This window comes from Picosynechococcus sp. PCC 7002, assembly GCF_963860125.1.
Lineage (GTDB): Bacteria > Cyanobacteriota > Cyanobacteriia > Cyanobacteriales > MRBY01 > MRBY01.
On sequence record NZ_CAWLFA010000001.1, the window covers coordinates 223,600 to 243,570 of the forward strand.

At 50.5% G+C, this 19,971-nt stretch carries 20 protein-coding genes and 1 tRNA gene; 15 read left to right on the forward strand and 6 right to left on the reverse strand.

Annotation, left to right across the window (positions count from 1 at the left end; all coding sequences use genetic code 11):
• Positions 1–107 precede the first annotated feature (107 nt).
• Complete coding sequence (locus tag AACQ84_RS01075) at positions 108–3,158, forward strand: plasmid replication protein, CyRepA1 family (RefSeq protein WP_012305851.1); 3,051 nt, start codon at positions 108–110, stop codon at positions 3,156–3,158.
• 76 nt (positions 3,159–3,234) lie between these two features.
• On the opposite strand, the gene msrA is transcribed toward AACQ84_RS01075, so the two are convergent.
• Entirely contained in the window at positions 3,235–3,894 is a 660-nt protein-coding gene (msrA, locus tag AACQ84_RS01080) for a peptide-methionine (S)-S-oxide reductase MsrA (protein ID WP_012305852.1), read from the reverse strand.
• Positions 3,895–4,048: 154 nt separating this feature from the next.
• Here msrA and AACQ84_RS01085 point away from each other — a divergent pair, with 154 nt between their 5' ends.
• From AACQ84_RS01085 to AACQ84_RS01115, 7 genes are all read left to right on the forward strand, one after another.
• Positions 4,049–5,035 carry an SDR family oxidoreductase gene (locus AACQ84_RS01085; protein ID WP_012305853.1) on the forward strand — a complete coding sequence of 329 codons (987 nt, stop codon included), beginning with the start codon at positions 4,049–4,051 and terminating at the stop codon, positions 5,033–5,035.
• Between the two features lie 172 nt (positions 5,036–5,207).
• Entirely contained in the window at positions 5,208–6,149 is a 942-nt protein-coding gene (locus AACQ84_RS01090) for an NAD(+) kinase (RefSeq protein WP_012305854.1), read from the forward strand.
• A gap of 142 nt (positions 6,150–6,291) precedes the next feature.
• Positions 6,292–7,017 carry a response regulator transcription factor NblR gene (gene nblR / locus AACQ84_RS01095; RefSeq protein ID WP_012305855.1) on the forward strand — a complete coding sequence of 242 codons (726 nt, stop codon included), beginning with the start codon at positions 6,292–6,294 and terminating at the stop codon, positions 7,015–7,017.
• A 56-nt stretch (positions 7,018–7,073) separates the two neighbouring features.
• The gene (locus AACQ84_RS01100; protein ID WP_012305856.1) at positions 7,074–7,610 is read left to right on the forward strand and encodes a DUF192 domain-containing protein; all 537 of its coding nucleotides are present in this window, start codon (positions 7,074–7,076) and stop codon (positions 7,608–7,610) included.
• A 47-nt stretch (positions 7,611–7,657) separates the two neighbouring features.
• Positions 7,658–8,389, forward strand: a complete 732-nt coding sequence (gene radC / locus AACQ84_RS01105; RefSeq protein ID WP_012305857.1) for a RadC family protein — start codon at positions 7,658–7,660, stop codon at positions 8,387–8,389.
• Positions 8,390–8,792: 403 nt separating this feature from the next.
• Positions 8,793–10,211: a decarboxylating NADP(+)-dependent phosphogluconate dehydrogenase gene (gene gnd, locus AACQ84_RS01110; protein ID WP_012305858.1), complete on the forward strand. Its 1,419-nt coding sequence runs from the start codon at positions 8,793–8,795 to the stop codon at positions 10,209–10,211.
• Positions 10,212–10,357: 146 nt separating this feature from the next.
• Positions 10,358–11,674 (forward strand): TldD/PmbA family protein, encoded by a 1,317-nt coding sequence (locus tag AACQ84_RS01115; protein ID WP_012305859.1) that lies wholly within the window; start codon positions 10,358–10,360, stop codon positions 11,672–11,674.
• A gap of 30 nt (positions 11,675–11,704) precedes the next feature.
• On the opposite strand, the gene AACQ84_RS01120 is transcribed toward AACQ84_RS01115, so the two are convergent.
• From AACQ84_RS01120 to AACQ84_RS01140, 5 genes are all read right to left on the reverse strand, one after another.
• A tRNA-Leu gene (locus tag AACQ84_RS01120) sits at positions 11,705–11,786 on the reverse strand.
• A complete protein-coding gene (locus tag AACQ84_RS01125) occupies positions 11,765–12,640 on the reverse strand; it encodes a M48 family metallopeptidase (protein WP_071819477.1) in 876 nt (291 codons plus the stop codon). Before AACQ84_RS01125 ends, AACQ84_RS01120 begins: the two co-directional genes overlap by 22 nt.
• 15 nt (positions 12,641–12,655) lie before the next feature.
• Positions 12,656–13,078, reverse strand: a complete 423-nt coding sequence (locus tag AACQ84_RS01130) for a tetratricopeptide repeat protein (protein ID WP_012305861.1) — start codon at positions 13,076–13,078, stop codon at positions 12,656–12,658.
• A 70-nt stretch (positions 13,079–13,148) separates the two neighbouring features.
• Positions 13,149–13,502 carry a HesB/IscA family protein gene (locus AACQ84_RS01135; RefSeq protein WP_012305862.1) on the reverse strand — a complete coding sequence of 118 codons (354 nt, stop codon included), beginning with the start codon at positions 13,500–13,502 and terminating at the stop codon, positions 13,149–13,151.
• 49 nt (positions 13,503–13,551) lie between these two features.
• Positions 13,552–15,480 (reverse strand): cation:proton antiporter, encoded by a 1,929-nt coding sequence (locus AACQ84_RS01140; protein ID WP_012305863.1) that lies wholly within the window; start codon positions 15,478–15,480, stop codon positions 13,552–13,554.
• A gap of 257 nt (positions 15,481–15,737) precedes the next feature.
• On the opposite strand from AACQ84_RS01140, the gene AACQ84_RS01145 reads away from it, so the two are divergent.
• The 7 genes from AACQ84_RS01145 to AACQ84_RS01175 all read left to right on the forward strand — a co-directional run bounded on the left by AACQ84_RS01145 (position 15,738) and on the right by AACQ84_RS01175 (position 19,955).
• Positions 15,738–16,085, forward strand: a complete 348-nt coding sequence (locus tag AACQ84_RS01145; protein WP_012305864.1) for a rubredoxin — start codon at positions 15,738–15,740, stop codon at positions 16,083–16,085.
• A 65-nt stretch (positions 16,086–16,150) separates the two neighbouring features.
• Entirely contained in the window at positions 16,151–17,173 is a 1,023-nt protein-coding gene (locus AACQ84_RS01150; RefSeq protein ID WP_012305865.1) for a photosynthesis system II assembly factor Ycf48, read from the forward strand.
• 103 nt (positions 17,174–17,276) lie between these two features.
• Positions 17,277–17,522, forward strand: coding sequence for a cytochrome b559 subunit alpha (psbE, locus tag AACQ84_RS01155; protein ID WP_012305866.1), 246 nt, complete (start codon positions 17,277–17,279; stop codon positions 17,520–17,522).
• 46 nt (positions 17,523–17,568) lie between these two features.
• A complete protein-coding gene (gene psbF, locus AACQ84_RS01160; protein WP_012305867.1) occupies positions 17,569–17,700 on the forward strand; it encodes a cytochrome b559 subunit beta in 132 nt (43 codons plus the stop codon).
• Between the two features lie 9 nt (positions 17,701–17,709).
• Positions 17,710–17,829, forward strand: a complete 120-nt coding sequence (locus AACQ84_RS01165) for a photosystem II reaction center protein L (protein WP_012305868.1) — start codon at positions 17,710–17,712, stop codon at positions 17,827–17,829.
• A gap of 55 nt (positions 17,830–17,884) precedes the next feature.
• Positions 17,885–18,004: a photosystem II reaction center protein J gene (locus tag AACQ84_RS01170; protein WP_012305869.1), complete on the forward strand. Its 120-nt coding sequence runs from the start codon at positions 17,885–17,887 to the stop codon at positions 18,002–18,004.
• Positions 18,005–18,131: 127 nt separating this feature from the next.
• Positions 18,132–19,955 carry an alpha/beta hydrolase gene (locus AACQ84_RS01175; protein WP_012305870.1) on the forward strand — a complete coding sequence of 608 codons (1,824 nt, stop codon included), beginning with the start codon at positions 18,132–18,134 and terminating at the stop codon, positions 19,953–19,955.
• Positions 19,956–19,971 lie beyond the last annotated feature (16 nt).

The following is a 19,971-nucleotide window of genomic DNA, read 5'->3' on the forward strand; positions in this document are numbered from 1 at the left end:
TTGCGGCCTTAAAATTTGCTTAAGATTTTTTTAAAAATAAAGTTGCGCACCAGATATAGAGTGGAGTATGCTTAGTTACCCTACATCTAGCGTCTGAGGTGCAACCCATGGATCATGTTCAAGAATGGCAGCAAAGCTGTGTTGATCCTGAACTCATCCAACTGAATGTTATTTCCCTAGAGGGCGATCGCCCTTTGGACTATTTGCTCTATTCAGAGGCGTTGCCCCGACGAAATGATGGTCGTTTGGGGGACAGTTACCTCCAGCGCTATCAACACACCGAGGCCGGGGGCTGGTGGTGTTCTGGTGTTGATATTTTGACGGGAAAGGCTGACCTTTGGGGCTGTTTCAAACCGGAACAACCCCGCGTCAATCCAGAAAAAGGCAAACCCATCAAGTACGAACACCCCCCAAAAACGAGTACGGGCCTGTTTGCGTTGCGACTGCCGCCCCATGTGTGGGAACGGGTGGCCCGCCGCCATCAACTAGAATTTAGCCAAGACGATTGGGACGATACCCAGCCCGATGGGGGCTTTTGGCAATGGCTAAAGGAACATCCCCAAATCCCCCTGATTATTACTGAAGGGGCGAAAAAAGCAGGCTCCCTCCTCAGTGCCGGCTACGGGGCGATCGCCCTACCGGGTATTTATGGCGCGATCCGGACACCCAAGGATGAATTTGGCCACCGCATCGGCCAATCTCGACTGATTCCCCAACTGAAAAAACTGATTCACGCCCAGCGCACCATTTACATTGCCTTTGACCAGGATGAAAAACCAACCACTATCCGGGCCGTGCGCAGTGCCATCCGAAAAACAGGTTATCTACTCAAACAAGCCGGTTGCCCCATCAAGGTGATCACCTGGGATCGTCGTGCCGGGAAAGGGGTGGATGATCTCATTGCGAACCAAGGTCAAGCCGCCTTTGAAGCTGCCTTTCAAAACGCCCCCAGCCTCGATCTTTGGAAAGCCCAAGACCTTGAACAACTCACCTATCCCCGTCACCAAACCCTCCACCAGCGGTATCTCCCGGAGCAGTTAACAATTCCCCCAGCAGCCAAGTTAATTGCGCTCAAATCTCCCAAAGGAACGGGCAAAACCCGTTGGCTAGAATCAGTTGTTGCGGGGGCGATCGCCCGCCAACAGCCCGTCCTTGTGATTGGACACCGCATTCGTCTCGTCGAAGAACTCTGTCAGCGGTTTGGCCTCGACTACATCCGTGATTTACCCAAGGGCAAAGATCGATCCAAGGAACCCAACCTAAAAATTAATGGCTATGGCCTCTGCATTGATTCTCTGCATGGCAAATCCCAGGCCCGTTTCAATCCCCATCACTGGGGCGATGCCCTGATTATTTTTGATGAAGTAGAACAAGTGCTGTGGCATGGGTTAAATTCCAGCACCTGTCGCGATAACCGGGTCAATATTCTCCAGAGTCTCAAGCACCTGCTACAAAATGTTTTTGTCGGCGAAGGTCAAATTTACATCAGTGATGCCGACTTGAGCGATGTCTCCATTGACTACCTCCTGACCTTGGGAGGGCAAAAACTCCAGCCCTATCTCATTGAAAATACTTGGCAAGCGGATACCACCACCCACTACACCCTCAATCACTATCCCGATGGCACACCGAAACGGCTAGTCAAGGACTTGGTGCAACATATCCAAGGGGGCGGGCGGCCTTTTATCTGTCTATCTGCCCAAAAACTCAAGAGCCAATGGAGCACTTCGACCCTCGAAATTTACCTCAAAAATCAGTTTCCTGACCGCAAAATTCTTCGCCTTGATGCGGAATCCCTGGCGGATCCTGAACATCCTGCCTACGGTGCCATGGGCCAAATTAACCAAACCCTCGCCCAGTATGATGTGGTTTTAGCGAGTCCCGCCGTGGAAACGGGGATCAGTCTCGATTTGCAGGGACACTTCACCTCGGTGTGGGCGATCGCCCAGGGGGTACAAACGGTTAATTCCATCTGCCAGGCCCTGAGTCGAGTCCGTGAAAATATTCCGCGTCATCTCTGGGTAGCCAAATATGGCTTTAACACCGTCGGCAATGGGGCCACTTCCATTCCGGCACTACTCACCTCCAGTCAAAGGCTCACCCAAACGAATATCCGTCTGCTGCAACAGTCTGACTTTATCGCCCTTGATGATTTAGACACTGCTTTTCAGGCTGAATCCCTCCTGTGTTGGGCCAAATTTGCGGTGCGGATTAATGCGGGCATGGTGAACTACCGCGAGGCCGTGCTTGCTCATCTCCAGCGGGAAGGACATCAATTGTCAGCGGTACCAAAACACCGCAAAACGACGGCGACTCAAAGCCAACCCGATAATCAATTGGCCACGGCGATTAATTCCATTCGCGATACCAACTACCAAGCAGAATGTTTGGCGATCGCCCAGGCAACCCCCTTGAGTACCAAAGACTACCAACGCCTGAAAAAGAAACTCCTGAAAAGCCCCTCTGAACGACAACAACTCCGCAAATACGAACTCCAGAAACGCTACAATCTCCCCGTCACCGCTTCCCTAGTGGCTAAAGATGACGACCACTGGTACCAAAAGCTGCGGCGTCACTATTTTCTGACGCTGGGTCGCCCTTACCTGGCGGATCGAGATGCCCTAATCGCAACTCACCTCATGCAACAGGGCGGCGGGCAAATTTTCCAGCCTGATTTTAACCACTCCCAAATGGGGGCAATCATCGGCACCATGGAAATTTTGGGGATCACCACCCTCCTCGCCCAGGCCAATCGACCGCTCCACAACCTCGACCCAGAGATGCAACGACTCGCGGCGATCGCCTTAGAAAATCGAGATGCCATCAAGACCACCGTTGGCATTGGCCTCGCGAAAAATTCTACCCCGATCATGATTTTGCGCCGCTTCCTCGAACTACTCGGCCTCGAACTGAAATACCTCAAGATCACCACCATTCAGAAAAAACGCACCCGTATTTACCAAATCAGTCAGCCCCAGGATCAACGCCAAACGGTTTTTCAACATTGGCTACAAACCGACCAAAATTGCCCAGGCACCTCCGCTTTCTGGCAAGAAGACTGCCAAAAATACCTGGCTAAGCTTCAGGAAACCCGGCACCAAACGGAATCAAACTATGTCCAACTGACGTTTGAGTTACCGACCCCAGAGGCGTCCTAATCTGCGGTGAAAAATAAAAAAAGGGGCTATTTTACCCAAGCCCCTGATGTTCAAAAATTATGCGATCCGAGGGTCACTAGGATTTAGCTTCAAGACCCACGGGACAGCCGACCCCCGTACCACCAAGGCCACAGTAGCCCCCTGGATTTTTTGCGAGATACTGCTGATGGTATTCTTCCGCATAATAAAATTCTGGTGCCTCCAAAATTTCCGTTGTGATCGCGCCATAACCCTCGGCCTTTAAAGCATCTTGGTAGGCCTCTAGGGATGTCTGGGCCAATTGTTTTTGAGCCTCGGAGTAGGTGTAAATGCCAGAACGGTACTGGGTGCCCACATCGTTACCTTGGCGCATCCCTTGGGTGGGATTATGGCTTTCCCAAAAAACCTTGAGGAGAGTCTCATAGGACACTTGCGTAGAATCATAGGCAACAAGAACCACTTCATTGTGGCCCGTCATCCCAGAGCAGACTTCCTGATAGGTCGGATTGGGGGTGTGGCCAGCCGCATAGCCCACCGCTGTACTAAAAACACCGGGGGTTTGCCAAAATTTGCGCTCTGCCCCCCAAAAACAGCCCAGACCAAACATCGCAAGTTCGATTCCTGCGGGGAAGGGGGGAGCAATGGGATTGCCATTGACGAAATGCTGATCGGGGATAGGCATTGTTTGGGTACGACCGGGTAAAGCCTCCTGGGGCGTAGGCATCTGGGTCTTTTTACCGAGCAAACCAAAAAACATAGGACTTAAATTTTAACCATGGTGACTGCCTTGATTGTAGACAAAAAGATCTGGCGGATGGGGCGGCCTTTTTCTCTGCATGGGGGGAGGGGGCGATCGCTTTCTGATAAAATTCTATAGAATCTTAAAAAAACGTTACTTAACCGGAATTTAAATGAATTTACTGGTGGTCGGTGCTACTGGCACATTAGGCAGGCAAGTCGCGCGACGGGCATTGGATGAAGGACATCAAGTCCGTTGTCTCGTCCGGAATCCCCGTAAAGCTTCCTTTCTCAAGGAGTGGGGCGCAGAATTAATCGGCGGAAATTTATGCCAGCCCGAGTCTTTGCTCCCAGCCCTAGAAGGGGTTGATGCTGTCATTGATGCTGCCACGGCCCGGGCAACGGATTCTATTGGTGTTAAGGAAGTTGACTGGGAAGGGCAAGTAAACCTGATCCAAGCCGCCAAGGAAGCTGGGGTTGAGCGATTTATTTTCTTTTCAATTCTTAATGCAGAGCAGCACCGTGATGTGCCTTTGATGGATGCAAAATATTGCGTCGAGGAATATCTCAAGGAAGCGGGCCTGAACTATACAATCCTGCGCTTGAGTGGGTTTATGCAGGGGTTGATTGCCCAATACGCGATTCCCATTCTTGAAAATCAAGCAGTCTGGATCACTGGGGAAAGTTCGCCGATCGCCTACATGAATACCCAGGATATTGCGAAGTTTGCGGTGCAGGCGGTGAAAATTCCGGCCACGGAAAAACAAACATTTCCAGTGGTGGGCACCCGGGCTTGGAAAGGGGAAGAAATTATCGCCATTTGTGAGCGTTATTCTGGCCAAACTGCCAGTATCGCCCGACTATCCCTGGGTTTTCTGCGGTTAATGCGCCGGGTCAGCCGCTTTTTCCAATGGGGGCAAAATGCTTCGGATCGCCTGGCTTTTGCGGAGGTGATGGCCACGGGTAAGCCTTTGGATGCGCCGATGGAAGATGTTTACAAAACCTTTGGGCTTGATCCCGCTGAAACAACGACCCTAGAAAGTTATTTGCAGGAATACTTCAGCCGCATTATGCAAAAGCTGAAGGAAATTGACTACGAGAAAAATAAGGGCAAAAAGAAAAACGGGAAGAAAAAGCCGAATATTCGGACACCGTTTTAGGGACGTTTTACTACAGTTGTGTTCCCCTGGAGTGATACCTGGGGGATGCTGCTGAAGAATTAAAAACTTGACGTTTCATTAGTGGCGATCGCCAACCGTATCGGTATTAAGGGAAACGGTTTGAGTGATACCCTATTGTTTATATCCTTAAGTTTGTAGGACACTTCTACTTGTGCCCAAAGCCGGCATTATCTATAACGACATCAAACCCATTGCCTGCCAAGTCGCTCAGGAATTAGCCAAAACCTTGAGGAATAAAGGGTGGGAAGTGTTTACGGCCACTGGATTTGGCGGTCTACTTGGCTATGCAGAATGTCCGCCAACCCAGGAAACGGGCCACCAACAGCCCGTATGTCACACCAAAATTGAGCAATTGGTGCCCCCCAACTTCGATGAAAATATGCAGTTTGCCGTGGTTCTGGGGGGAGATGGCACAGTCTTGTCAGCCGCACGCCAAGTTGCTCCAAAGGGAATCCCGCTGCTGACGGTCAATACGGGACACCTCGGATTTTTAACGGAAATGTATCTTCAGCACCTCGATGAGGCGATCGCCCAGCTTTTAGCCGGAGAATACGAAATTGAAGACCGTTCGATGATCACCGTGCAGCTTTTCCGCGACGGGGAACTCCTTTGGGAAGCCCTCAGTCTCAATGAAATGGTGCTCCACCGGGAACCCCTAGCCGGGATGTGCCACTTTGAAATCCAGATTGGTCGCCATGCCCCCGTTGATATTGCCGCCGATGGCATCATGATTTCGACGCCCACCGGTTCCACAGCCTATTCCCTCAGTGCGGGTGGCCCCGTCGTTACCCCCGATGTGCCCGTTTTTCAGCTCGCCCCCATTTGTCCCCATTCCCTCGCGTCCCGGGCCCTCGTCTTTTCGGACACAGAACCGGTGAATATTTTTCCGGCAACGTCCCACCGCTTGGTGATGGTCGTTGATGGTAACGGTGGGGCCTATGTCTTGCCGGAGGATCAAGTCCATTTAGAGCGATCGCCTTACAATGCCCGCTTTGTACGCCTCCACCGACCCGAATTTTTCCGAATCCTCCGGGAGAAGCTGGGCTGGGGACTCCCCCACGTGGCGAAACCCACATCCCGCAAAGTTCTTTAGGGAAATGGCATCAGAAGCAAAGATTCATGAAAATTTGTCTTTCCCCAAATTGAGCCTTTCTAGAATCAAAAAGATTACCCCTTGAGCTTTTTTATTTAGCCACATTTACTTTTCTTTGTTCGGAAGATTTCGATAGCTTGATATGCCCCAAAGCCAATATGCCGCCGATGGTTTAGCCTATGTTCTCCTCGTTGGGACGGATCAAGAGTTTACACAACGGGCCACCCTAGATCTTGCTGATCTCGGCTATCAAACCATTACCGTTGAAACGGTAGAACAAGCCCAACAACGCCTCCAACAGTTACCAGCAGGCATGGTAATTGTGGACTATCCCCTCCTGGGACAACGGGGGATCGACTTTTGTCGCAGTCTCCGCAAAGCGCAATTTGTGCGGCCCATTTTATTTCTGGTGACCCAGGATCGCGTTGAGGAACGGGTGATCTGCCTGGAAGCGGGTGCCGATGATTATGTGCTGCAACCCTACCAACAGGAACGCTTTTTACGACTCCTCGAAATTTATCTCCAGCCCCAAACAGGCCAACGGGAGCAACTTTTTTTTGGGGATTTAATCTTAGATCTCAATACCCGCCAGGTGTGGCGATCGCCAGGCCAAAGTAGCGACTCGCCCCGTCCCATTGAACTAACGGTCAAAGAATTTGAACTGTTGAAATATTTGATGTCCCATCCCCAACAGGTCTTAACACGGGAGCAAATCCTTGAAAATGTCTGGGGCAACGAATTTCAAGGGGAATCCAACGTGATTGAAGTCTATATTCGTTATTTACGCCTTAAAATTGAAGCAAAAGGCCAGAAACGCCTAATTCAAACTGTGCGGGGAGTCGGTTATGTCCTCAAAAAAGATCCCTAGGTTTTAAAATGCGTTCCAAATGCCTCCCTTCGATCTCCACCATTTAACTAAGCACCATGTCTTTTACTTCCCGTCTTTGTCTGGCTCTCTGTGGCACCGTCTTGGTTGGGTGTGTCCCATTTCCGGTTGATGATTCTGGCCTCAGTACGCCTCCCAGTGAGACCCCGGTGAGCCAATCCGCCCCCAGACCCCAGGGGCAAATGCTCTCGATTACGGCAACGGCCAAGATCATCGGATCGGAGCAACGGTTTGGGTTAGAGGTTGCAGAAACCGCCGAACAACAGCGGTTAGGACTGATGTATCGGGAATTTTTACCGGATAATCGGGGGATGTTATTTGAGTTTGATCCCGCCCGCCCAGTCAGTTTTTGGATGAAAAATTGCTTGATCAATCTGGATATGATTTTTCTCCGGGAGGGAGTCGTGCAGGCGATCGCCCATGATGTCCCCCCTTGTGAAAATGATCCTTGTCCTACTTATGGGCCGCCAACGACCGTCAATATTGATCAAGTGATTGAAATTCGGGGCGGTTTGGCGAAGGAAATTAACCTCCAAGCAGGCGATCGCATCGAGGTCACCAAGACCAACGAATAATGAAATCCCCATCGTCAAGTTGTGTGCATTGATCTGTTAAGAACTAGATGAACTACAGCCCCCGGATCCAAGATATTCCCGCTAGCGAACGACCGCGCGAACGCCTGGTGGCAGTGGGGGCCAAATATTTATCCAATGCCGAATTAATTGCCATCTTGATCAGCACTGGCGATCGCCACCGCAACCTTTCCGCCGTCGGCCTTGCCCAATTTATTTTGCAAACCTGCAGCCAGGGTAAGCGGGATCCCTTTGATATGTTGCGTCACACGACCCCCCAAGAACTGACTAGCATCCCCGGAGTGGGCCTTGCCAAAGCCGCCCAGATCCTCGCCGGGATCGAACTCGGCAAACGAATTTTCCAAGCGAAACCCAGCGAAAAAATCATCGTTGATAGTCCCGAAGCAGCGGCGATCGCCCTCAGCAACGATCTCATGTGGCAAGACCAAGAACGCTTTGCCGTCCTCTGCCTCGATGTGAAAAATACCCTGATCGCCACGAGGGTTGTCACCATTGGTTTGGCCACCGAAACCCTAGCCCACCCCAGGGAAATTTTCCGCGAAGTCATCAAACATGGAGCCACCCGCTTGATCATCGCCCACAATCATCCTTCTGGTAATGTCGATCCCAGCCCCGAAGATTTACAACTCACCGAACGCTTACTACAATCTGCCCAAATTCTCGGCATTCCCCTCCTTGATCACCTGATCCTTGGCCGCGATAACTTCGGCAGCCTACGCCAAAAAACAGCCCTCTGGGACTCTTACCCCCAACCAGAATAAGAAATATTTTCGATAAACTTTTCCAATAAAAATTGTTTCAACTCAAAACAATAATGTATGGAATCTGTCGACTTTATAGGTCTTTTGGTGACATTTATTTCCGTATTTTCTTCCATTGATCTTGGTTACAACGATAAACTAAAAATTAGAAAAATATGGCCTAAAGCCCTGATAAACCGAGATAATCATCGTTTTAAAAAAGGCAAAACCACCATAGTGAAGTCTTAAATCAACCTTAAACCGTCACGAACTCACAATAATTTGAAGAACTTTTCACAGATCCTTGATCGATATTTAAGAAACACGACAAATAATGACCGAATTCTGAGCAAGATCAGACCCACACGCTAACGTAAAAGAAAAGAAGACCTCACACGCTTAGAAAAACAACTCAACACTCAATATGACTAAACGAACCTTTGGCGTCATCGGCCTCGCGGTAATGGGCGAAAACCTAGCCCTCAACGTTGAACGTAATGGCTTCCCGATTGCCGTGTACAACCGCACCGCCAGCAAAACAGAAGAATTTATGGCGACCCGCGCCGTCGGCAAGGACATCAAAGCCGCCTATAGCCTCGAAGAATTTGTCCAACTCCTCGAACGTCCCCGCAAAATTTTGGTGATGGTTAAAGCCGGGGCTCCCGTTGACTATGTAATCAATGACCTCAAACCGCTTCTAGAAGAAGGCGACATGATCATTGATGGCGGTAATTCCCTCTATGAAGACACTGAACGTCGCACCAAGGATCTTGAAGCCACGGGCTTAGGTTTTGTCGGCATGGGAGTCAGTGGTGGCGAAGAAGGTGCCCTCAACGGCCCCAGTCTGATGCCCGGTGGGACAGAAGCCGCTTACAGGGAGCTCGAACCGATCCTGACAAAAGTTGCCGCCCAGGTAAACGATGGCCCCTGCGTTACCTTTATTGGGCCAGGTGGTGCGGGTCACTACGTCAAAATGGTGCACAACGGCATTGAGTACGGTGATATGCAGCTGATCGCCGAAGCCTACGATCTCTTAGCAAACGCCGCAAAGCTAAACCATACGGAACTCCATGAGGTCTTTACGGAATGGAATCAAACCGATGAGCTCAATTCTTTCTTAATTGAGATTACCGCTGATATTTTCAAAAAAATTGACCCTGAAACCAATCAACCCCTGGTAGAACTAATCCTCGACAGTGCAGGGCAAAAGGGTACCGGACGCTGGACAGTGGTGAGTTCCCTGGAGTTGGGTGTGCCAATTCCAACGATCTATGCCGCCGTGAATGCCCGCGTGATGTCAGCCTATAAAGATGAACGGAAAGCCGCATCCTTGGAGTTACCCTCACCGGAGCGCGTTTATCGGGGTGATATTAAAACCTTTATTAACCAAGTACGGGATGCGTTGTATTGCTCGAAGATGTGTTCCTATGCCCAAGGAATGGCCCTGCTGGGTAAAGCTTCGGCGGAGTATGGCTACAACCTAGACCTCGGTGAAACGGCGCGGATCTGGAAGGGGGGCTGTATCATTCGGGCGGGCTTCCTCGACAAGATTAAGGCGGCCTATGTGGAAAATCCGAATTTACCGAATTTGTTACTGGCGCCGGAATTTAAACAGTCAATTATTGATCGCCAAACTGCGTGGCGGACAGTTATTTTGGCGGCAAATGAATTGGGGATTGCTGTACCAGCTTTTAGCGCCTCGTTAGATTATTTTGATAGCTATCGTCGGGCGCGTTTACCCCAAAACCTGACCCAAGCCCAGCGGGATTACTTTGGGGCCCACACCTACGAACGAACCGATAAATCCCGGGGTGAGTTTTTCCATACGGCCTGGGCAGAGTAAGTCCTGTATTGGGCCAACAGATTCAATGAGCGGCTATTCATTTAGATGACCTAAATATTTTCCGCAAAACATTCTCCCTTCTATCGACTGCGGTGGAAGGGTTTTTGTTGTTTTAATAGAAAAAGTTTCAATGGACAGCACTCGACATGGTAGCGACGGCATCACAATTAATTTCCCAAGCTCAGGCCTTTGACTGGATTGAAAAAATTATTCGGGTGGCGGAATCGGACGGGGTAATGGTGGCGATCGCCGAACGGGAATCTACCCTAGGCCGATTTGGGGAGAACCAAATTCGACAAAATTTGCAGAAAAATCAGTTTGAAATAACAATTACAAGTTCTTTCGGCTCCCGTAGTGCCAGTGTTACCACCGTCGAACAAGACTGGGAGCAGATCCAGGTGGCGTTACGACGGAGTGAAGATTTAGCGAGGCTTGCCCCAGAGGATCCTGAATGGGTACCGCTTTTAGTAAAACAAGTGTACGCAGTGCGGACAGCAAAATTTGATGCCGCAACGTTGCAGCGATCGCCTTTACAGCGGGGAGAATTAATTCAGCAGGTGTGCCAGTGGAGCGAGGCAGCCGGAGTAAACGGGTCAGGAATTTTAAGTACCAGTGCTAAGGTTTATGCCCTGGGGAATTCGGTGGGCTTACGGGCAGGCGATCGCCAAACCCAGGCAGAATTTAGCTACACGGCCAAAATTGGCAATGGCTCCAGTTGGCAAAGTCGCACAGCCTGGGGGATTGATGAGTTGCCCATCGAGCAAATGGTACTGACCACCATGGAGCGGGCAAAGCGATCACAAAATCCCCGTCGGGTTGAACCCGGTACTTACCCAGTGGTTCTGGGAGCCGGAGCAGTTGCTAATCTGATCCCCCGCTTAGTTTGGTATATGTCGGCACGGGCTGCCGCCGAGGGACGCAGTTATTTTGCCAAACATCCCCTCGGTGAACAAATCTTTAGCCCATTGGTGAATCTATACCGTGATCCAACCCATCCCCTGTTACAAACCGGAGCTTTTGATAGTCAGGGTTTGCCCTGTAATCCATTGGCGATCGCCACTGAAGGGATTCCGAGAACCCTGAGCTATGACCGTTACTGGGCGCAGCAAACCGGCCAGAAACCCACAGGAAGCCTTTTCCCTCTGGTGATGACGGGCAGTGACCAGACTGTCGCTGATTTAATTGCCCAGACAGAACGGGGAATTTTTATCAATCGTGCTTGGTATGTGCAGGCAGTGAATCCCCAAACCCTCGAATTTACAGGTATGACCCGCGACGGCACTTTTTGGATCGAAAACGGCAAACTCGCTTACCCGATCTGTAATCTACGTTTTAATCAATCTTTGCCCGATTTACTCCGGGATGTGGAGGCGATCGCCACCCCAGAACGCCACGGCAGCACCGTGGTTCCGGCCCTTAAGGTGAAAAGCTTTCACTTCAGTAGCGTTACCGACAGTATCTAGAAGCTTAAATACTTCAAAACTATTTTTAGATGGGCAGAGGGGGACTTGAACCCCCATGACCGAAGTCGCCACATTTTGAGTGTGGTGCGTCTACCAATTTCGCCATCCGCCCTTGGATGAACCTTCGTGATTATAAACTGAATCTCTGTTTTGAAGCAAGAGGGAATATTCCTGGGAACTCGCCCACCGCCAGATTTCCTGGGCGCGCACCACCGGCAGGGGATGGGTGAGTTGGGTGGTTTGAGTTTCCTGCAACAGTTGACCCAACTGATTTTGACTCAAATGTTCGTAGGTTTTGGCCTGTTCCATGAACGCATCCAGGTTCAACAACGGGGCTAAACTCGGCGATCCCCCTGCTAATTTCATCAGCACCGACATCATAATTTTCGGATCCTGACTCACCAAAAAAGCAGCGCGATCGCAACTCAGTTCCGCACAGCGTAACCAGGCCAACATCTGATTTTGCAGAGACCGGGACAGTAGGCTTCCCCATACCGGGAGGGCATTGGTGGCTAGCATTAGCAGATTCGCTAGGGTCAGATAGACGCCATGTTCGCACTTGAGGTGCCCCAGTTCGTGGGCCATAACCGCCTGGAGTTCTGCTTCTGTGAGGATTTCTACCAGGGCCGTGTGGATCACCATAAAGGGTTTTTGGCCCCGCATGGCAAAGGTATAGGCATTGGGCACAGGATTTTGTTGGATGTAGAGATCCGGCGGCGTCAGATCCAGTACTTGGGCGGCTTCCTGGAGGAGGTGATGGAGGTGGGGCAATTGGCGATCGCCCACCAAAATGCTCGACGCGAGATTATTGAACTGAAAAACCTGCTCTGCCGTTGACCCCAAAAAAGAGCGTACCAACAGATCCAAACCAGGGAGGCGGCGGAGAGCGGCAGTGGCTTCTTGATCTAGGGGATGGCGAAACTGATCTGCGGTTAGGCCGGTAAAATAATGCTTCACGCCAATAATCACCTCTACTGTTGTTTACTCAGACAGCCAGTTTTTCACCTTGGCCAACTCTTTCCAATCCGGTCTCCGCGTGAGGCCATCGTCAATATTTTCAAAAATATCTTGGCGCACCTCTTCACTGAAATCCATCACCTTTTGCACCAGTTCGATGTGCTTGCGTACCCCTTTACCCCCAGTACCAAGGAGCGCAAGGGCAAGATTTACATGGGCTTGGGGATTACGATGGTCAATTTTGACACTGCGTTGGGCGGCAGGGAGGGCGAGGTCTGCTTTCCCCCGGAGTAAATGTAACCAAGCCACACAGCTCCAGGCGGCGGCATTTTTCGGATCGAGCCGACAGATTTCGATAAATTCTGGCAGCAGGGCATCCGGGGACTCGCCGGCATCGTAACGCTTAAAACCAGCTTCAAACCGTTGTTCGATGGTTAATTCGGTCATAGTTGTCATTCGGGCTCATAAAAAACAGGCACCTTGCCGACCGCATAAGGGGCAAAGACGCGATTTTCTATTAAACCCCAAAAGATTTCCCACAACCACAGGTTTGGTTGGCATTGGGGTTGGTGAACTGGAACCCACCGCCAATCATTGCATTGCTGTAATCCAGGACGAGGCCATAGAGATAAAGCATGCTTTTGCGATCGCAGATGATCTTAAAACCGCCTTCATACTCGAATACTTCATCATGTTCGCTAACATTGTCGGGGCGATCAAAGTCCATCATGTAGGACATTCCCGAACATCCCCCCTGGCGCACACCCACCCGTAACCAGAGGTCTTGGCCCTGTTGTTCGCGGAGCATCAGGACGTGCTTGAGGGCGGTTTCAGTGAGTTGGATGCCGGGGGCAGTAGTTGTTTGTGTCATGGCTGCTCGATGATTTCCACACAATCTATGGGCTGAACATGACCCTATTTTAACTGTTCTCTGGAAGCTCAGGCAGGGCAGCTGGGGCGATCGCCTGGGGAGAGCGGGGTAATTTTTCCACTTCCGGTAATGTTTCTAAGAGGAGGCGCGGCGCTTGCATTCCCCCCGAAAGTCGTTTTAGAAGCTGGGGCCGGGGGTCATGGAGGAGGTAAATAAGTTCGTCTTCGGCCTTGAGATCCTCTAGCGATCGCACGATCATGAGGCTGGCTTGGCGGCGGATGAGCAGGGGCAAAAATTTACCGGCATCAATGAGGGTTTGGAAGGGTAAAATCTGGTTTTTATCCCTGGGGCCAATGGTTGTTTTTCCCAATTTGACCTGTTGATCAAGGATATATTGATTCCAAACTTTGACGGAAAAGCCGCCCCCAAAGACCTGACTGATCTTGCCCTTGTTGGCGATCGCATTGTCCGGATCCCCCTGTTCAAAAAACGCCGCTACCCTCGGCGGATGAAACTCCTCCATGATCCGCTGGGCCAACACTAAATTGACCTCTCCGTTGGTGGTGAGGGCGACAAAGGCTCCCATGGAGCTAATGCCAATTTCCTCTAGCACATCTCCATCTAGGGCGCTGCTTTGGTACACTTCCAACTGCTCTGTGCGGGCCGCTTCACAGGCTTTGGGGTCTGTATCGATGATCACCACCGACTCCCCCTGCTGCTGAAACAGTTGGGCCAATAGCCGACTGAGGGGACTAGAACCAACGATCACCGCCCCCCGCGCCTCAATGGAAGTAATTTTTAACTGCCGCGCAATCCATTTGGCCGACAAGCCTTGGATAAATACCGTCATCAAAATTGTCAAAAAAACCAAAGCTTTGATAGAAGCACCACCGTTAAACCCTTTTTCCGTCAAAATAATCGCAAATAGAGAGGCGACCGAGGCCGAGACGATGCCCCGTGGCGCAACCCAAGCAACAAAAAATTTCTGCTTCCAATCTAGATCGCTATTGGCCGTACAAAGGGCAACGCTAATGGGGCGCACCACAAACATCAGCACCGCCACCGTAAAAAAACTGCCCCAACCCAGGGCAAAAATACTGGCAATGGACAAATCCGCCGCCAATAAAATAAATAAAACGGACACACAAAGAACCGTGAGTTGACTCTTAAACCGCCTTAGTAGCCGCTCTTCTGGGATGGAAAAGGCCCGGAGAACAATCCCCGCCACCACCGCTGTCATTAAGCCCGATTCTCCTCGCACCGACTGGGCAAAACCAAAGAGGCCCCAGATTCCCGCCAGCACCAACAAATTTTTTAAATCTTCAGACAGGAAGTTCGCCAGGCGCAAGAATTGACCCATTAGCCAGCCACCAGCGGCCCCAATAACGGCCCCGATCCCCAAACGGAGGGCCAAGCCACTGGCCACTTCTCCCAGGCCCGCATCAACGTTCAAAATCGTATCGAGTACCACCACCGCCAGGATAGCCCCCACTGGGTCGATCAGTACGCCTTCTCCCTCCAGGAGGGTTGCCACCTTACGGTCAACGGCCACTTGTTTCAGGAGCGGCCCCACCACCGTCGGCCCTGTCACCACCACCAAAGAGGCATACAAAAAGGCGATCGCCCAGGGAAACTCAGCGAGGTAATGGGCCGCAAGACCTCCCCCCACCAAAGTGATTAAAGTACCGATGGTGACGAGGTTACGGAGGCTCCCGGAAACTTCATTTAATTCTTTGAGTTTGAGATTTAACCCTCCCTCAAACAGGATGACGGCCACCGCTAGGGCGACCAAGACCTCCAGGCCGACGCCAAATTCACTCGGATGCAAGATCCCAAAGCCATCTCCCCCCAGGGCAATGCCAAAAATCAGGAGGAGCACAATGCTCGGAATCTTTAAAAACTCACCACACACCTGGGCACTAATGCCCGCAAAGACGGTGATGATAATTTGCAACGTAAGATCAAAAGAATCTGTCATGCGGACGTTCTAGCTTGCCCCGGAGGGATCTGCAGCAATGCCATAAAATTAATCAAAGTATAGCTTCTCCCCTAATTTGTCCCTAGGGCGATCGCCTTTCCCCGTGGTGACTGCTCCGGATTTATCGCCGCAAACGAAAAAGCTGACTTTGCACTTTATACCGCTGGCCAGATTCATAAATTAAAGAAAGTTTACGGATTATGTCATAATTTTTCATAATTACTTCCTTGGTTTGCTAGTCAAATACCCTCTGAACGATGAGCGATCGCCCCATAGAAAAAACCCTCGCCGAAAAGGCTCCTGCTAGTTACGAATGCCCCAGCTGCGGTTACATTTACACCCCTGCAAAGGGAGAAAGCCGTACCAACACGCCACCGGGTACAGCCTTTGAAGATCTGCCCCTCATTTGGAACTGTCCTGTTTGTAGCGTTGATCGCGCCCAATTTCGCAATATTGGTGCAGCGGATGCCCCCTCAGGTTTTGAAGAAAATCTGAAATATGGTTTTGGCGTGAATAACCTCAGCTCCAACCAAAAAAACCTACTCATTTTTGGAGCCATGGGCTTGGCAATCCTTTTCTTCCTGAGCCTTTATGGTCTGGACTAAAGACCCCCATAGCAAAGCCTTGTCTTAATTCCAAATTTTTACTTTTATTGCTTTTATATTGCGCTATGACTTCAGTTTTAGGTCTATTAAAACCCTTAAAAAAAGCCATTGCGGCGATCGCCGTTTTGGTATTGTGCATCGGCTGTGTCCAGGCACCAACCATTAGCGAAAATCCCTGGCAAGAAATCGACTTAAATACCGATTCGACCTTTGCCAATATTGCTTTTACCGACGACCTCCAACATGGCTGGCTTGTCGGTACCAAAGAAACCCTCTTTGAAACTACCGATGGCGGCAAAACCTGGGCCGAGCGAGTTATTGATCTCGGTGACGAAAAAGAAAGTTTTACCGGTGTTAGCTTCTCTGGCCAAGAAGGCTGGATTACCGGACGGCCTTCGATCCTGCTCCACACCGACGATGGTGGTGAGCACTGGAGTCGCATCGCCCTCAGCAGTCAATTGCCCGGTGCCCCCTACAACATCACCGCCCTAGGGCCGAACACCGCCGAAATGGTCACCGATCTTGGGGCCATTTACAAAACCACCGACGGCGGCAAAAACTGGAAAGCCCTTGTCGAAGGTGCCGTTGGCGTTGCCCGCACCATTGAACGTTCTGCCGATGGTAAATATGTGGCCGTTTCTGCCCGGGGTAATTTTTATTCCACTTGGTCGCCTGGGGACACAGAATGGACGCCCCATAACCGGAATTCTTCCCGTCGCCTCCAAAGCATGGGCTTTAATGGCGAAGATAAGCTCTGGTTGTTAGCCCGTGGGGGAGTTGTGCAATTTAGCGACGATACAAATCCAGACAATGCAGAAGCCTGGAGCGAACCAGTGACACCGCAGTACCGCAACAGTGTTGGTTTGTTGCACATTGGCTATCGTACCCCCGCAGAACTATGGGCCGTCGGTGGTAGTGGCAGTGTTGTTGTGAGTAAAGATGGTGGCGACACTTGGTTCCGGGACGCTGCCCTAGAAGAGATCCCGACAAACTTTTACCGAGTCGTTTTCTTAAATGAGAATAAAGGCTTCATCCTTGGGCAACAGGGGGTGATTTTACGGTACGATACATCCACGGAAGCGGCCTAAGGGCAACCCATTCTATTGTGGGAGTGTCTGTTAATTCCGTATGATATAGGCTAATTTGTTTAATAAGTTTTTTTTCATTAACAATTGAGAGGAGAATAGTCGCATGGCAGGTTCTACCGGAGAACGCCCGTTTTCTGACATTGTGACCAGTATTCGCTACTGGGTTATTCACAGCATCACCATTCCGATGTTATTTATTGCTGGCTGGCTCTTTGTGAGCACTGGCTTGGCTTACGATACTTTCGGGACACCCCGTCCTGACCAATACTTTACTGAAACTCGTCAAGAGATTCCCATTGTGACTGATCGTTACAAAGCGATTGATCAGATCAATGAGTTTAACAATTAAGTAACGCGCGTTTTTCTTTGCTGTATTCACTAAAAGGTTTTGTATTATGACAAGCGGTCCTAACCAACCTGTTTCTTATCCAATTTTTACCGTCCGTTGGTTGGCGGTGCACACCCTGGCTGTACCCTCGGTTTTCTTCCTAGGGGCGATCGCCGCTATGCAGTTTATTCAACGTTAGGAGCTTCCGATGGAAAGAAATCAAAATCCCAACAGACAGCCTGTGGAACTAAACCGGACTTCTCTATATCTGGGTTTACTTCTAATCGCTGTGCTCGGTATTCTATTTTCCAGCTACTTCTTTAACTAAGCTGGCAGCCCTTTAATTTCAGCCCTTTAATTTATTTTTTTCGGAGGTTGTTCTCATGTCTGAAGGCGGAAAAATCCCACTTTGGATCGTTGCAGTTGTCGCTGGTATGGGCGTCATTGCGGTTGTCGGTATCTTTTTCTACGGTGCATATGCAGGGGTAGGCTCTGCGGTTTAGATGCACAATTCGCTCTAATTAATTGTTGAGACACCACCTGCTCTAATTGAGGGGTGGTTTTGTTTTAGGAACTTCTGGGGCAATAGGGAGTCCAAAAAAGTTTGGGGATAATCGTCAACGGTGCAGTATGACTATGAAAAGACAGTTGCGGGATCTGAAAGTATGGGTGATGGTGGGTCTGTTGAGTTTAGGTGGAGCCTGGGGTCAAAGGGCGATCGCCGCTGAAACCCTCCGACTAAAATTAGGGCCACTTCAACAAACTTTACAATTAGAAGATTTAGAAACCTTTGCCGAAACGGGTCAAGTCCCCCGCAACCTCCGACCCTATGGGGTATTTTTGGATGGTAATTTGCAGAAATTTCTCCAACGACGCTTGCAGATCGAGCCAGAGATGGCGGATCAGTTTTTTGATCAGTTGTGGCGATCGCCTACGGGAAAACAGATTTTGGCGCAAATTCAAACGGCCCTACCGGGAACTTCTATTCAGGATCTCCAGGCGACGGTGGATTTGGCGTTAGGTCAGGGAGTAGAAATCAGCGCCCTGAATTTGTTGCAGGCTTACCCCAAGCAGGAACTGACTATTGATCTTACGGCGGTGGCTGGCCTCTTGTTACAACTCAATTTACCGAATATCCAGAATCAACTCCTCGCGCCGAGGGTGACTGAAGCCCTCGAAAGTACAGAACCGCAGATTTTTCAACGCTCAAACCTCAACCCCACAGCCCCCGGCCCCCAAACGGTGCGGCGTCAAAGCTTAATTCTGCAAGATGCAAAGCGCGATCGCACCATTCCCATTGATATTTTTGATAGTCCCCAATCCCAGTCTCAGCTAGTGGTTTTGTCCCATGGGTTTGCGGCCAACCGTCATTTTCTCGATTATCTGGCGGTGCATCTGGCCTCCCATGGTTACACCGTCGTTACCCTCGATCACCCCGGCAGTAATATTCAGTCTCTGTTTAATCCGGGCTTAAATCTTGATACTTTGCTCCCGGCGACGGAATTTGTCGATCGGCCCAAGGATATTCAATTTGTGCTGGATCAACTGGAGCGCCTCAACCAGGATCAAACCCTCACAACCCGCTTTGCCACGGACAATGTGACGGTAATTGGCCATTCCTTCGGAGGTTACACGGCCTTGGCGATCGCCGGAGGAATTGTCGATCCCATTGCTATCCGTGCTCACTGCCAGCGGGCAACCCCTTTAACCAGAGCACCGGGGGACTGGCTCCAATGTGCAGCGGCGAAACTCCCCTATGACCAGTTAAATTTGCGGGATGAACGGGTCAAACAGGCGATCGCCCTCAATCCCCTCAGCGATCAAATCTTTGGGGAGCAGGGTTTAGAAAAAATTAAAATTCCGACCTTGATCGTTGCTAGTACAAAGGATACCGTCACCCCAAGCTTGGCCCACCAGTTGAAACCGTTCCAGCAGTTGGGCGGCGAAAAATATCTCGTCGTCGCCGACGGTGCAACCCACATGAGCGTCACTGATGTTAGCAATCGCGATAGCGCCTTGGCCCAAAGTACCCTTGTCCCGGAGGTGATGGGCAACGCGGCAGAACCAGTCCGACAAATGGTACGAGGGGTAAGCTTAAGCTTTCTGGCGCGCCACCAAACCGGAGGACAAAATTACCAGCAATTTCTCACGGGGGCCTATGTGCAATCTCTTTCCCAGGGGGCGATTAAGCTACGCCTCACGGAAACGATTTCTCCAGAGTTAGAACGATTCCTGAGTCGCTTACCCCAGGCTCCCAATTCTGCCGAAGTGGCGACACCGACTCAACAGGCTGCTTTTTTGAATATGGGGCGATCGCCAAACCCAACCCCCAACCGCACCTATCCCCAGGGCGTTCTCACGGAAAGCCTTAAGCCCTTGATGACGAACTTGGAATCGGAAACTTTTCTCGCAATAAAGCCGGATAATTTTGATGTCTTGTATCAAAAACCCTGAAGAATTTCAGAGAAAC